The organism is Dactylosporangium sp. CA-139114 (assembly GCF_050955725.1).
Taxonomy (GTDB): Bacteria; Actinomycetota; Actinomycetes; order Mycobacteriales; family Micromonosporaceae; genus Dactylosporangium.
The window spans coordinates 3,839,527-3,852,351 of record NZ_CP192080.1 but is presented as its reverse complement, the minus strand read 5'-3'; the positions used below and the strand labels follow the sequence as shown (position 1 = coordinate 3,852,351).

Sequence of the window (12,825 nt, the reverse complement as noted above, 5' to 3'; positions counted from 1 at the left end):
CCTCTGTCGCAGACTCCAGAGGTGCCAACCCGCCGCGGTCCTTTTGCCTGAGAGGTTCCGGGGAGGATTTGCCCCTTCGGCGCCGCTGCTCGTGCTGCACAGCGGTCTCTCCCGCGCGGGTATTGCCGGCACGACTACCCTACCAACAGTGCAGGACTTGACCATCGTGGCGAAGCACACGATCTACTCCGCGGTGGTCGGCTCCCGCGCCTACGGGCTCGACGGCCCGGACTCCGACACCGACCGGCGGGGCGTGTTCCAGACGCCGAGCGACGCCTTCTGGTCGCTGGACAAGCCGCCCAGCCACGTCGAGGGGCCGCTGCCGGAGCAGTTCTCGTGGGAGGTCGAGCGGGCCTGCACCCTGGCCCTGGCGGCGAACCCGACGGTGTGGGAGTGCCTGTGGTCGCCGCTGGTCGAGCACGTCACCGACGCCGGCCGCGCGCTGCTGGCGCTGCGCCCCGCGTTCCTGTCCCGCCGCGCCGCCCGCAGCTACGGCGACTACGCCCGCGACCAGCTCAACACGCTCACCTCGGTGCGCGCCCGCACCGGCGAGGTCCGCTGGAAGCAGGCGATGCACATGGCCCGCCTGCTGCGCGCCGGCGCCCACGTCCTGCGCACCGGCGAGGTCCTGGTGGACGTCGCCCCCTGGCGCGACGAGCTCCTGGCGATCCGCCGCGGCGAGCTGGGTTGGGAGGACTTCCAGTCCCTGGCGGCGTCGCTGGCGGCCGGCCTGGCCGCCGCCGAGTCGGCGTCGACGCTGCCGCAGGAGCCGGACCGGGAGGCGGTCGAGCGTTTCCTGTTCGCACTGCGAACGGCCGCGCTCGCGCGGCCCGGGCCGGTGCGGGCCGCTCAGCCCCCGGCGCCGGACGGCATCCCGGACTGGGCCGGCGCGGTGGCCGACGAGCACCCGTATCCCCTCGCCTTCGCCACGGTCAGCGGCGCCCACCTCTACGGCTTCGCATCCGTCGACTCGGACCTGGACCTGCGCGCCTGCCACCTCCTGCCGCTGGACGAGGTCGTGGGCCTGGACACCGGCCCGGACACGGTGGAGATGGGCGGCGAGCGCGAGGGCATGGAGCTGGACATCGTCAGCCAGGAGCTGGCGAAGTTCATCCGCCTCCTCCTGCGCCCGAACGGCTATGTCCTGGAGCAGCTGCTCTCCCCGCTGGTCATCCGCACCAGCCCCTTGCACGACGAGCTCAAGGCCCTGGCCCCGCACTGCCTGACCCCGCAGCACGCCCGGCACTACCTGGGTTTCGCCTCGGGCCAGTGGCTGCTGTACGCCAAGACCGGCGAGCTGAAGCCCGCCCTCTACACCCTGCGGGTCCTGCACACCGGCATCCACCTGATGCGCACCGGCGAGATCGAGCCGGACCTGCGCGTGCTCAACACCCTCCCCTACGTCCCGGACCTGATCGAGGCCAAGAAGGCCGGCGAGCACCACGCCCTGCCCGCGTCGCTGGTCGCGCCGGAGACCCTGGCCGCGGACGTGGCGCGGCTGACCGTGCAGCTGGAGTCGGCGCGGGACACCTCGCGGCTGCCCGCGACCCCGTCGGCCGCCCCGGCGCTGAACGACCTGCTGATCCGCACCCGGTTGTCCCGATGACCGGGCCGCCGCCGAGCAGGCCGCCGGAAGGGTCGCCGGAAGGACCGCCGGGCCGGGCCGGGACCATCGCCGCCTTCCACGCGGGGCTCGGGCTGCACGGGCCCACGTGGCGGGCCGCCGGCTGGGGCAGCCAGGACCTGCAGCGCGTCCGCTTCGAGGCCCTGACCGGCGCCGCCGGCTACACGGGCGGCACCGTGCTCGACTGGGGCTGCGGCCCCGGCGACCTGTACTTCCACCTCCGCGCCATGCGCCTCCCCCTGCACTACACCGGCGCCGACCTGAACCCGGCCATGGTCGAGCTGGCCACGGCCCGCGGCGTCCCGGACGTCTCGCTCCTGCCGGTGACCGAGACCCCGGCGGGCCGCCACGACTACGTGTTCCTCAGCGGCGTCTTCCAGTTCGCCGACCCGGACGACCCGCTCTACTACCTCGGCATGTTAGAACACGCGTACGACATTGCCGGGCGGGCCGTGGCCGCGAACTTCCTCAGCGCGAACCGCCCGGCGGCCGCCCGAGCGCCCGACGAGCTCTACGCCGACCCGTCGGTCCTGATGCGGTTCGCGGCCGCGCTGACCGATCGGTGGCGCATCGACCACGCCTACCACCCGCAGGGCGCGGACTTCACGATCGCCCTGCTGCACGAGCCCCCGTTCAGCCGGCGCGGCACCGGGCCGAGTTCGGGTCCACCATGAGCAGCGAGGCGTCGACGGCCTCGAAGTCGGAGCCCTTCAGCGCCTTGAGCGCGTCGAGCTGGGTGTTGCTCCACTTCGCGTCCTCGGCGCCGGTGAAGTACCACGGGGAGCCGTTGTCGGCCAGGATCGCGCCGTAGGTCTTCAGCGCCTGCGCCACCGCCCGGGCCTGCGGCGGGAACTTCGCGATGTCCACCGACGCCTTGAGCCGGAACCGGGCGCCCATCGGCGGCAGCGCGGCGTCGGTGGCATCGGACGCGGCGTGGCGGGCCGGCCAGACGAAGGCCTTGCGGGTCTTCGGCGCGGTGAAGCGGATCGCGTGGTCGATCCGGCCCGCCGCGGCCTCCTCGGCGCGGGGCAGGCCGGGCAGGATCGGCAGGCCCGCGGCGTCGGCCGAGGTCCAGCCGCTCTTGCGCAGGGCGTTGCCGCGCAGGTCGTAGACGGCGCCGGAGCCCGCCTTCCAGGAGCCGTCCGGCTGCGGCGACGCGGCGTAGAGCTCGTACGCCTTGCAGGCCGCGGTGTCCTGGACGATCACGTGCCGGTCGCCGCCGGCGTTCGCGCCGCCCTCGACGCGCGCGTTGCGCGGGATCGGGTACGGGCCGGGGTCGCTCTCGCCGGCGTACTCGAAGGTGACCTTCACCTTGGCCTGGCCGGCCGGGACGTTCGTGACGGGGATGCCGGACGTCGTGCCGAAGTCGGGGTGGGCGTGCGCGGCGGCGCCGATGCTCGCCACCCAGGCCGCGGAGTCGCGGCTCACGGGCAGCCGGGACACGTCGGCGTGCCAGACGTTGTCGGCCGGGAAGATCGTGCACGGACCGGCGGAGGAGGGCGCCGGGGAGGCGTGCCCGAGGCCGCCCCCGGCCCCGGGGAGCGCGGGCGACGCGGCCAGCGCCGGCTGGGGCGTGGCCGGGGGCGGGGTCGCGGACGGCGAGCAGCCCTGCAGCACCGATGCCTGCAGTACCAGTGCCAGACCAACGGCCGTCGTCCGCCTCATGCCGCGCGACGCTACCCGGCGGGGCGCGGCGCCTCCACCAGGTCACCCGTGCGGGCTGTTAGCATTCCCCGCGTGGCAGACCGGCAGGGTCTCGGGCCGGTGCTCACCGTCCCGAACCTCATCAGCTTCATGCGCCTGCTCGGCGTGCCATTGTTCCTGTACCTGTTCCTCGCCACCGACGCCACCGGCTGGGCGGTCGCCGTGCTCGTCATCGGCGGGCTCAGCGACTGGGTCGACGGGTTCGCGGCGCGCCGGCTCAAGCAGGTCAGCCGCCTCGGCGAGCTGCTGGACCCGCTCGCCGACCGGCTGTACATCCTGGCCACCCTCTTCGCGCTGACGTTCAAGGACGTCGTGCCCTGGTGGTTCACGATCGCGCTGCTCGCCCGCGAGGCCGTGATGGTGCTGGTCCTCGTGGTGCTGCGGATCCTCGGCCACGGCCCGCCCCCGGTGCACTACGTGGGCAAGACCGCCACCGCGGTCCTGCTCATGGGCTTCCCGATGATGCTGCTGGCGCACTTCGCCGAGTCCACGCGCTCGTGGGCGCAGCCCAGCGGCTGGGCGCTGCTGTGGTGGGGCATCGTCCTGTACTGGATCGCGGCCGTGTTCTACGTGATCCAGGCCACCGTGCACGTGCGCGCGGGGCGGGCGGTGCCGTTGAAGGCCTCCAGCTCCTCGTGACCTCGCCCCGCCGCGACGACCTGCTCGGCGAGCTGTTCCGCAACCCGCTCGACCCCGGCTACGCGGCCGCGGCCGCCCGCCGCGGCGACGCCCCCGCGCCGCGCTCCGGCCGGTGGCTGACCGCCGTGGCGATGCTGGCCATCGGGTTCCTGCTGGCGGTGGCGTACCACCAGGTGGTGCAGGCCGCCCCGGGCACCTCGAAGGCGCGCGACGATCTCGTGGCCGACGTGCGCGCCCGCCAGAAGACCGCCGACGATCTGCAGCGGCGCGCCGCCGACCTGCGCGCGCAGGTCGACCGGGCCCGCGACGACGCGCTCGCCGACGGCGACAGCGCCGCCCGGCTGCGCGACCTGGCCGCCGGGACCGGCACCGGCAAGGTCACCGGGGACGGGGTGGCGGTCCGCATCGCCGACGCGCCGCCGCAGGTCGATCCGGTCACCGGCCGCACCCAGGACGAGAACCTCGGCGTCGTGCTCGACCGGGACCTGCAGGACATCGCCAACGGGCTGTGGCAGTCCGGCGCGGAGGCGATCGCGGTCAACGGCCAGCGGCTCACCGCGACCGGCACGATCCGGGCCGCCGGCGGGGTCATCCTCGTCGACTTCCGGCCCGTGACCAGCCCCTACGAGGTGACCGCGATCGGCCCGCCGGACCTCGCCGAGCAGTTCAACGCCTCGGCGACGGCGAAGCGGTTCACGCGGTACGTCGACGAGTACCGCATGCAGTTCGGCGTGAAGAAGCGCTCGAACCTCGCCCTCGCCGGGGCGGCCGAGCCGCCGCTGCGGTACGCCCGGACGCCCGCCCCGACCCCGTCGTCGACTCCCTCTGGAGGTCCCACGCGATGATCGCCGTGATCGCCCTGGCCATCGGCGTTGCGGCCGGTGTCTTCCTCGAGCCGTCGGTGCCGCTCGGGCTGCAGCCGTATCTGCCGATCGCCGTCGTCGCCGCGCTCGACGCGGTCTTCGGCGCCCTGCGGGCCAAGCTCGACGGCATCTTCGACGACAAGCAGTTCGTCGTCTCGTTCGTGTCGAACGTGCTGGTCGCCGCGCTGATCGTGTACCTGGGTGACAAGCTCGGCGTCGGCGGGCAGCTGTCCACCGGCGTCGTGGTGGTCCTCGGGGTGCGGATCTTCGGCAACGTGGCCGCCATCCGCCGGCACCTGTTCCGGGCCTAGCCGTGGGCAAGCCCGCGAACCTCGTCATCGCCCTGCTGCTGGCCCTGCTCGGCTTCGGCGTCGCGGTCCAGTTCAAGGCCGGCGGCAGCGATGCCGAGCTCTCCTCCGCCCGGCCCGAGGACCTCGTGCGCATCCTGTCCGACCTCGACGCCCAGCAGGACCGCCTGCGCGGCGAGATCAGCGACCTCGAGGACACCCAGCGACAGCTGGACTCGGGGGCGCAGGGGCGCGACGCGGCCCTGGCCGAGGCCCGCAAACGCGCCGACGAGCTGGGGATCCTCGCCGGCACGCTCCCCGCCGAGGGGCCGGGTCTGCAGATCGACCTCACGCCGGGCTCCGAGGCCATAAAATCCGAAACCGTGCTCGACGCCATCGAAGAACTGCGCGGGGCCGGGGCCGAGGCCATGCAGATCGCGGGCGCCGGCGGGCCCGCGGTGCGGATCGTGGCCTCGACGTACTTCGTGGACGCCCCGGAGGCGGGCAGGCTCGTGGTCAACGGGACGACGATCGCCGCGCCCTATACGATCACGGTCATCGGAGGTCCGGACACCATGCGGACGGCGCTGAACATCCCGGGAGGGGTCGTGGACAGTGTCCGCCAGCACGGCGGTACGGTTTCCGTGCGCGACATGGATCCCGTGCGCGTCAACGCGTTGCACAATGCCGGTGCGCTGCAGTACGCCAAGCCCGCACAGTAGTACCCAGCCGAGCGAAGAAGGACTTGACGTGATTCCCGACGATCTGCGGTACACCGCCGAACACGAATGGCTCGCCCCCGCCGGGGATGGCACGTTCAAGGTCGGCATCACGCATTACGCGCAGGACTCGCTGGGCGACATCGTCTTCGTCCAGCTGCCCGAGACGGGTGCCGCGTTCGAGACCGGCGGGTCGCTCGGCGAGGTCGAGTCGACCAAGAGCGTCTCGGAGATCTACGCACCGGTCGCCGGCGAGGTGGTCGCGGTGAACCCGGCTCTGGAGAGCGCGCCGGAGCTCATCAACTCCGATCCGTACGGCGAGGGCTGGCTCGTCCAGCTCAAGGTGGACGACCCGGCGGCCGTCGACGCGCTGCTCGACGCGAAGGCGTACGCCAACCTGACCGCCGGCTGATCACCCGGGAATTCGCCCGGCTTTTCACCGACACCCTTGCCGCGCGTCCGGTTGACCCGTGATTTCGCGCGTGACTAGGCTCGCTCAGTCAACCGTATGCGTTCCAAGGCTTCCCATGCATCCGGCTGACCCCGACATACGACCGTGAGGTGGTTCGATGACGCGCCCAGACGACGAGTTTCCCCCACTCGACGTCACGTCCACGCTCAACCTTGGCGCCATTGAGGATGCCATCGAGGGGCCGGACAACGACATGGTGCCCACCCGCATGTCGGGTTCCCTGCCGCCCGGCACGGCGCTGCTGGCGGTGCGCCGCGGGCCGAACGCCGGTGCGCGCTTCCTGCTCGACCACGACGTGACCACGAGCGGCCGGCACCCCGACAGCGACATCTTCCTCGACGACGTGACGGTCTCGCGCCGCCACGCCGAGTTCCACCGCGAGGGCGGCACGTTCACCGTGCGCGACGTCGGCAGCCTCAACGGCACCTACGTCAACCGCGAGCGCGTCGAGGCGGCGACGCTGAGCAACGGCGACGAGGTCCAGATCGGCAAGTTCCGCCTCGTGTTCGTCGCAGGACCGCGCCCCGACGAGAGCTGAGGCGATGACGGCGTCGGCGGCCGCCTGGAACAATCCGACCCCGGGTGAGGACCTCACCCGGGGCGAGCGTCTCATGAGCATCGGCGAGGTCCTCGCGCACCTGCGCGGCGACTTCCCCGACGTGACCATCTCCAAGCTGCGCTTCCTGGAGACCGAGGGGCTCGTCGAGCCGCGGCGCACCCCCGCCGGGTATCGCAAGTACACGTGGATGGACGTGTCGCGGCTGCGCTACGTGCTCACCGCGCAGCGGGACCAGTACCTGCCCCTGCGCGTGATCCGCGAGCACCTCGCCACCATGCGTGAGCCGCTGACCGAGGTTTCGGATTCGGTACCGGCCGAGGCCCCCGCCGAGATCCGTCTCACCCGCGAGGAGCTGCTGAGCAAGGCCGGACTCACCGAGGCGGCGCTCAAGGCCCTCGAGGACCACGGCCTGCTCAAGTCCCGCCCCGGGGCCGGCTACGACGCCGACGCCCTCGAGGTGGCCACGGCCGCGGCCCGCCTGGCCGAGTTCGGCGTGGAGCCGCGGCACTTGCGCGCCTACCGGGCCGCCGCCGATCGCGAGATCGGGCTGTTCAGCCAGCTCGTGACCCCGATGACCAGGCAGAACGGCCCGGCCGGCCGCGCCCGGGCGGCCGACACGGTGCACGAGCTCGCCGCGCTGACCCAGCGCGTGCACGCCGCCCTGGTCCGCGCCGGCCTGCGCGAGATCCTCGGCAAGTAGCCCCCCTTGCGGGCAAAACCTGGGTGAACGGGACGTTTCGAACGGCGCCGGATCGGCTCCATCCGCAGGCGATCTTCACCACTCGGCACGCCGGACGGGCATCGCGAGTGGCACGAGTGCCGTGGAGTCCGTGTAACGTGCAGGGAGAGGCAAGTCGACACGGAGGCGGCAGTGCGAGAGCTGAATGTGGTCGGAGTTCGCGTGGAGCTGCCTACCAATCAGCCCATCGTGTTGCTCAAGGAGGTCGACGGAGACCGCTACCTGCCGATCTGGATCGGCGCGGTAGAGGCCACCGCGATCGCCTACGAGCAGCAGGGGGTGAAGCCTGCGCGGCCACTGACCCACGATCTGATGCGCGACATGCTCGCGGCGTTGAAGGCCCCGCTGCACGCCGTCGAGATCGTGGAGATGCGCGACAACATCTTCTACGCGGAGCTCGTCATCGGCGACAACGTCCGCGTCTCGGCCCGCCCGAGCGACTCGATCGCCCTGGCCCTGCGCGTGGGCGCCCCGATCCGCTGCGCCGACCAGGTCCTGACCGAGGCCGCCATCGTCATCCCTGACGAGCAGGAGGACGAGGTCGAGAAGTTCCGCGAGTTCCTGGAGCAGGTCCGCCCGGAGGACTTCGCCGGCTGACCCGCCGGGCACCGCGACGACAGCCGCTCTGAACGGGCTGCCTGGCCCGCTGCGTTCGCCGGCTGACGCGCCCGGGCACCCACGACGACAGCCACCCTCGACGGACCACCTGGGCCCGCTGCGTGCGCGTCGCCGCCCCGGCGGCTCCTCGACGGCATGACACCTCTCAGTAGCGACCGGCCCAGTCTCGGGCGAGTCCACCATCTCGCGGGCGGCAACCGACCAATCTCACCCAGATACCGCCCCGGCCAGCACACGCCACGCGCCACAGCGGACGAACAGCGGCCCACGAGCGGCCCGTCACCGCCCGCGGCGGATGCGGACAGCACACGGCGGCGACACGGGCAGCCACCGACCAATCTCACCCAGATACCGCCCGGCCGGCACACGCCACGCGCCACAGCGGACGAACAGCGGCCCACAAACGGCCCGCCACCGCCCGCGGCGGATGCGGACAGCACACGGCGGCGACACGAGCAGCCACCGACCAATCTCACCCAGATACCGCCCGGCCAGCACACGCCACGCGCCACAGCGGACGGACAGCGGCCCACGAGCGGCCCGTCACGGCCCGCGGCGGATGCGGACGGCACACGGCGGCGACGCGGGCGGCAGGCTGCGGATGACACGCGGCGGCAACGCGAGCGGCACAGGCGACCGGCGCGCAGTCGGACAGCGGCCCGTCCAGCCGCCACGGTGCACGGCGGCGGCAACGGCGACCGAGCTGGCAGGCAGCGAGCAGCGACCGGCCCCGGATGCCGCGCGGCAAATGGCGGCAGCGAACCAGGCGGCGGGCAGCAGACAGCGAGCGCCAGGCGGACAAGCAGCGGACGGCGGAGCGCAGACCGGCAGCGAACGGCGGGGCCCAGGCCGGTAGCGGGCCAGGCCGACGGCGGACGGCGCACGGCGACGGTCCGGGCCGCGAGCACTGAGCAGCGGCCGCCGGCGTGCAGCAGGAAGGAGCCGGACGACGGCGGTGGCGGGCGGGTGATCTCGGGCGGGGTGATCTCGGGCGGGGCGTGGGTGGCGAGCGTGGCACGTGGTTTGGTAACAATCGGGCACACGCCCGTGTGACGAGGGCGGAAACGCCTGCGCAGTTCGGTGAAGACGCTTGCCTTCCGGAACGTGGCAGGTAGCGTCGGTGGTGGGTCAACCGCAGCGTCGGGGTGCCGTCGCCGACGGTCAACCAGTGCCGCGGGTGGACGCGCGCAAGGTTTCACGCACCGGCACGCGGCGTGTCGCGGCGTTACCTCCCCGCAGACCCTCAAGGTGCGCTATAGGGTTGCGGGTGTTGACGCTGGAGGTGGGTCGCAATGCAACAGCCCCCGGATCCCGGGATACCCGGCCATGCCGCTGAGGCCGCTGAGTACGCCCAGGTGAACCCGGCCGTGGAGCACCGCACCGCGGCAGGCGCCCCGATCGGCCACGAACGCGTTGCGGGGCCCGGTACCCAGATCGACCACCGTTCACACATCGGCTTCGCGATGACCGCCGATGACACGGTGCCGAACGTCAACCACCCGGCCGCCCACGGCGAGCAGCACGGGACCGCAACCGCGGGGTTTGGAGCGAACACCAGCGACATCGGAGGCGACGTGGACGCCTTTGGGGCGAGTGCAACCGCCGGGGCCGGCTTGAGCCCCGCGAACAGCACCGGAACGAGCGCCACCGGGCCGAGCACCACCGGTCCGAGCGCCACCGGCACGGGGATCGCCGACGCCGACGACGTCGGCTACCGCGGCCCGACCGCCTGCCACGCCGCCGGGATCAGCTACCGCCAGCTCGACTACTGGGCCCGCACCGGGCTCGTCGTGCCCTCCGTGCGCGACGCCAGCGGCTCCGGCAGCCAGCGCCTCTACTCCTTCCGCGACATCGTCGTGCTCAAGGTCGTCAAGCGCCTCCTCGACGCGGGCGTCTCGCTGCAGAACATCCGCAAGGCCATCGACACGCTGCGCTCGCGCGGGGTCGGGGACCTCGCCGGCATCACCCTGATCTCGGACGGGACCACCGTCTACGAGTGCCGCTCGCCCGAGGAGGTCGTCGACCTGCTCCAGGGCGGCCAGGGCGTCTTCGGCATCGCGATCTCCGGGGCGTTCAAGGAGATCGAGGGCACCCTGTCGCACCTGCCGGCCGAGGCGGCCACGACGGGCGAGGAAGTGCCCGCGCCGCCGGCCACCGGCAGCGCCGGGGACACCTACGCCGGGGGCGACGAGCTCGCGATGCGCCGCGCCCGCCGCCGCGCCGGCTGACCGAACCCACCATCGCATCCCGAGACCCCCGTTCGCCGATCCGTGCCCTCAGTTTAGAACAGAGGTACGACACAAACGGGCGTGTCGCGAAAGGTGAGCCGGTCGTCCGTTCGCCGCCGGCTCCGCCGAGCCGGCCCCGCCCGAGGCCGCCATCTCGTGGTGTCGTCGTAAGCTCCAGGGCGTGACGTTCCGTGGCTGGCCCGCCGAGGCGCTCGAGTTCTACGACGGACTCGAGGCGGACAACTCCAAGACGTACTGGACCGCGCACAAGCGCACCTACGAGGAGCAGGTGCGCGGCCCCATGAGCGAGCTGCTGGCGGAGCTGGAGCCGGAGTTCGGCCCGGCGAAGATCTTCCGCCCGTATCGCGACGTGCGCTTCAGCGCCGACAAGTCGCCGTACAAGACCTCGTGCGCCGCCTCGTTCGAGCGCGGCGGCTACGTCCAGCTGACCGCCGAGGGCCTCGCCGCCGGCGCCGGGGCGTACATGATGGACTCGCCCCGCCTGGCCCGCTTCCGCCAGGCGGTCGCCGCCGACGCGTCGGGCCGCGAGCTCGACGCCATCGTCGCGGACCTGGCCGCCCGCGGCTGGTCGGTGACGTCGCACCAGCAGCTCAAGACCGTGCCGCGCGGCTACGACAAGGAGCACCCGCGCGCCGGCCTGCTGCGCCACAAGGGCCTCATCGCCTGGCACCAGTTCCCGCTGAAGCCCTGGCTCGGCACCGCCAAGGCGCGCGGGCACGTCGAGACGTTCCTGCGCGGCTGCCGCCCCCTGCAGGAATGGCTCGCCGCACACACGTGACCTGCGTCAGCGCCGCCCGACCGACGCCGCCAAAAGCCCGCAGGCAAAGAAAGCCCGCGGGCAAGAAAAAACCCGCGGGCACCTGAGTCAGCGGCGCTCGACGGCCGCCATCAGCACGTCGAACGGGGCCGCGGCCGCCCGGGCCGCCGCGTCGCGGTCGGCGGCCTCGCGCGCCGCCGGCTCCGCCCACAGCCCGCCCTCCAGCGCGAGCGCCGCCCGCGCCGCGTCCGCGCCCGCCTGCCAGGCGGCCTCCTCGGCCGCCGCGCGGACCAGGCTGGCCGGCCGCTCGCCGACCGGCACCTGCGGCGGGTCGGCCAGCAGGTTGCCCGGCGGCACGAACACGACCGGCAGGCCGCTGCCGAGGACGGCGGCCCGGCGCCGGGCCTCGAAGGCCGGCGCGTCGTCGATCGCCGCGCCGTAGACGGCCGCGGTGCGGGCCGCGATCGCGTGCCACGAGTGCCGCTCGCGAGCCATGGCGCGGGCCCGGGTGGCGAGGGTCTGGGCAAACAGCGGGTCCTGCAGCAGCGCCGCGACGGCGTCGGCGAGGCCGTCGGGGTCGCCGGCCGGGAAGCGGATGCCCGTGACGCCGTGCTCGACGATCGAGGCCAGGCCGCCCGTCGAGGCCACGACGAGGGCGGCGCCCGAGGCGGCGGCCTCGAGGGCCACGGTGCCGGTCGGCTCGTAGCGGCTCGGCATCACGAACGCGTCCGCGGCGGCCAGGACCGCGGCCAGCGTCGGCTGGTCGAGGGTGCCGGGGAAGGAGACGGCGCGGTGCAGCTTGAGGCGGCGGGCCTCCTCGATGAGGGTGCCGCGGTAGGGGCCGTCGCCGGCGACGACCGCGCGGGTGCCGGGGTGGCGCTCGCGGATCGCGGGCATCGCGGCGAGGAGGTCCTGCACGCCCTTCTCGCTGACCAGGCGCCCGGCGTAGACGAGCAGCGGGCCCTCGCCGGCGAAGCGGAGGCGGGCCTGGAGCACGGCGCGGGGCTCGGCGGTCCACACGTCGGGGTCGATGCCGCTGGGCACGACGTCGACGCGCTCGGCGGGGACGTCGAAGAGGTGCTGGACCTCCCAGCGCAGGTATTCGGTCGGCACGATCACGCGGCAGGCCTCGGAGCCCAGCCACCACTCGACGGAGTGCACCGAGCGGCTGGTCTCGCCCTCGAGGTAGCCCTGGCGGCGGCCCGCCTCGGTGGCCTGCAGCGAGGCCACGAACGGGATGCCGAAGTGCTCCTTGAGGGTCACCGCGGCGTGCGTGACGAGCCAGCCGTGGGCGTGGATCACCTCGTAGCCGGCCGCGGGCGCGGTGCGGATGGCGGTCTCGGCCAGCATGTGGTTGACGGCCATGGTGTGGCTGAGGTCGGTGTCGTCGGTGGACGGCACCGCGCCGGCCCGGATGACCCGCACGTCGCCGAGCATCGATGTCGCCGGGGTGCCGGGCTCGTGCCGGGTGACGACGGTGACGTCGTGGCCGGCGGCGCCCAGCGCGGTCGCGAGCGCGGCCGTTCGTGTATCACTCGAAGGGAAGTCCCAGGCGATCATCAATACGCGCATAGCGGATACCTCTCGTCGCCGAC

At 73.2% G+C, this 12,825-nt stretch carries 14 protein-coding genes, 1 pseudogene and 1 riboswitch; of the genes and pseudogenes, 13 read left to right on the top strand and 2 right to left on the bottom strand.

The genetic code is table 11. From position 1 onward, the window contains the following. Positions 1–25: 25 nt before the first annotated feature. Positions 26–124, bottom strand: a riboswitch (glycine riboswitch). Between the two features lie 33 nt (positions 125–157). The 3 genes and pseudogenes from ACQP2P_RS17505 to ACQP2P_RS17495 all read left to right on the top strand — a co-directional run. Next, positions 158–823: pseudogene (locus tag ACQP2P_RS17505) on the top strand (nucleotidyltransferase domain-containing protein); the annotation flags it as partial. A gap of 48 nt (positions 824–871) precedes the next feature. Beyond that, positions 872–1,606, top strand: coding sequence for a nucleotidyltransferase domain-containing protein (locus tag ACQP2P_RS17500; protein ID WP_433619172.1), 735 nt, complete (start codon positions 872–874; stop codon positions 1,604–1,606). Then, on the top strand, positions 1,603–2,298 hold the full coding sequence (locus ACQP2P_RS17495; RefSeq protein ID WP_433617309.1) for a class I SAM-dependent methyltransferase: 696 nt from the start codon (positions 1,603–1,605) through the stop codon (positions 2,296–2,298). Before ACQP2P_RS17500 ends, ACQP2P_RS17495 begins: the two co-directional genes overlap by 4 nt. On the opposite strand, the gene ACQP2P_RS17490 is transcribed toward ACQP2P_RS17495, so the two are convergent. Beyond that, complete coding sequence (locus ACQP2P_RS17490) at positions 2,258–3,289, bottom strand: hypothetical protein (protein ID WP_433617308.1); 1,032 nt, start codon at positions 3,287–3,289, stop codon at positions 2,258–2,260. The two genes, ACQP2P_RS17495 and ACQP2P_RS17490, sit on opposite strands and share 41 nt — an antisense overlap. Before the next feature lie 129 nt (positions 3,290–3,418). On the opposite strand from ACQP2P_RS17490, the gene ACQP2P_RS17485 reads away from it, so the two are divergent. The 10 genes from ACQP2P_RS17485 to ACQP2P_RS17440 all read left to right on the top strand — a co-directional run bounded on the left by ACQP2P_RS17485 (position 3,419) and on the right by ACQP2P_RS17440 (position 11,251). Then, complete coding sequence (locus ACQP2P_RS17485) at positions 3,419–3,967, top strand: CDP-alcohol phosphatidyltransferase family protein (protein WP_433619170.1); 549 nt, start codon at positions 3,419–3,421, stop codon at positions 3,965–3,967. Then, a complete protein-coding gene (locus tag ACQP2P_RS17480; protein WP_433617306.1) occupies positions 3,964–4,812 on the top strand; it encodes a DUF881 domain-containing protein in 849 nt (282 codons plus the stop codon). Before ACQP2P_RS17485 ends, ACQP2P_RS17480 begins: the two co-directional genes overlap by 4 nt. Continuing rightward, entirely contained in the window at positions 4,809–5,141 is a 333-nt protein-coding gene (locus ACQP2P_RS17475) for a small basic family protein (protein WP_350613529.1), read from the top strand. The genes ACQP2P_RS17480 and ACQP2P_RS17475 overlap by 4 nt, the downstream gene beginning before the upstream one ends. Positions 5,142–5,143: 2 nt before the next feature. Next, a complete protein-coding gene (locus ACQP2P_RS17470) occupies positions 5,144–5,839 on the top strand; it encodes a DUF881 domain-containing protein (protein WP_433617304.1) in 696 nt (231 codons plus the stop codon). Positions 5,840–5,867: 28 nt separating this feature from the next. After that, positions 5,868–6,248: a glycine cleavage system protein GcvH gene (gcvH, locus tag ACQP2P_RS17465; protein WP_433617302.1), complete on the top strand. Its 381-nt coding sequence runs from the start codon at positions 5,868–5,870 to the stop codon at positions 6,246–6,248. 157 nt (positions 6,249–6,405) lie between these two features. Then, complete coding sequence (gene odhI, locus ACQP2P_RS17460; RefSeq protein ID WP_350613525.1) at positions 6,406–6,846, top strand: oxoglutarate dehydrogenase inhibitor Odhl; 441 nt, start codon at positions 6,406–6,408, stop codon at positions 6,844–6,846. Between the two features lie 73 nt (positions 6,847–6,919). Continuing rightward, on the top strand, positions 6,920–7,567 hold the full coding sequence (gene ftsR / locus ACQP2P_RS17455; RefSeq protein WP_433619168.1) for a transcriptional regulator FtsR: 648 nt from the start codon (positions 6,920–6,922) through the stop codon (positions 7,565–7,567). Positions 7,568–7,738: 171 nt separating this feature from the next. Beyond that, on the top strand, positions 7,739–8,203 hold the full coding sequence (locus ACQP2P_RS17450) for a bifunctional nuclease family protein (RefSeq protein WP_223093836.1): 465 nt from the start codon (positions 7,739–7,741) through the stop codon (positions 8,201–8,203). Positions 8,204–9,912: 1,709 nt separating this feature from the next. Continuing rightward, on the top strand, positions 9,913–10,452 hold the full coding sequence (locus tag ACQP2P_RS17445) for a MerR family transcriptional regulator (protein ID WP_433619167.1): 540 nt from the start codon (positions 9,913–9,915) through the stop codon (positions 10,450–10,452). A gap of 181 nt (positions 10,453–10,633) precedes the next feature. Continuing rightward, a complete protein-coding gene (locus ACQP2P_RS17440) occupies positions 10,634–11,251 on the top strand; it encodes a DUF2461 domain-containing protein (protein ID WP_433617300.1) in 618 nt (205 codons plus the stop codon). 87 nt (positions 11,252–11,338) lie between these two features. Here the strand turns inward: ACQP2P_RS17440 and ACQP2P_RS17435 are convergent, their stop codons facing one another. Continuing rightward, positions 11,339–12,802 (bottom strand): glycosyltransferase family 4 protein, encoded by a 1,464-nt coding sequence (locus tag ACQP2P_RS17435; protein WP_433617298.1) that lies wholly within the window; start codon positions 12,800–12,802, stop codon positions 11,339–11,341. Between the last annotated feature and the right edge of the window lie 23 nt (positions 12,803–12,825).

What these genes read in the sequence shown, in the direction of transcription:
- ACQP2P_RS17475 (WP_350613529.1), top strand. Translation starts at nt 4,809, where the DNA reads ATGATCGCCGTGATCGCCCTGGCCATCGGCGTTGCGGCCGGTGTCTTC.
- ACQP2P_RS17495 (WP_433617309.1), top strand. Translation starts at nt 1,603, where the DNA reads ATGACCGGGCCGCCGCCGAGCAGGCCGCCGGAAGGGTCGCCGGAAGGA.
- ftsR (WP_433619168.1), top strand. Translation starts at nt 6,920, where the DNA reads ATGAGCATCGGCGAGGTCCTCGCGCACCTGCGCGGCGACTTCCCCGAC.
- ACQP2P_RS17490 (WP_433617308.1), bottom strand. Translation starts at nt 3,289, where the DNA reads ATGAGGCGGACGACGGCCGTTGGTCTGGCACTGGTACTGCAGGCATCG.
- ACQP2P_RS17435 (WP_433617298.1), bottom strand. Translation starts at nt 12,802, where the DNA reads ATGCGCGTATTGATGATCGCCTGGGACTTCCCTTCGAGTGATACACGA.
- odhI (WP_350613525.1), top strand. Translation starts at nt 6,406, where the DNA reads ATGACGCGCCCAGACGACGAGTTTCCCCCACTCGACGTCACGTCCACG.
- ACQP2P_RS17485 (WP_433619170.1), top strand. Translation starts at nt 3,419, where the DNA reads ATGCGCCTGCTCGGCGTGCCATTGTTCCTGTACCTGTTCCTCGCCACC.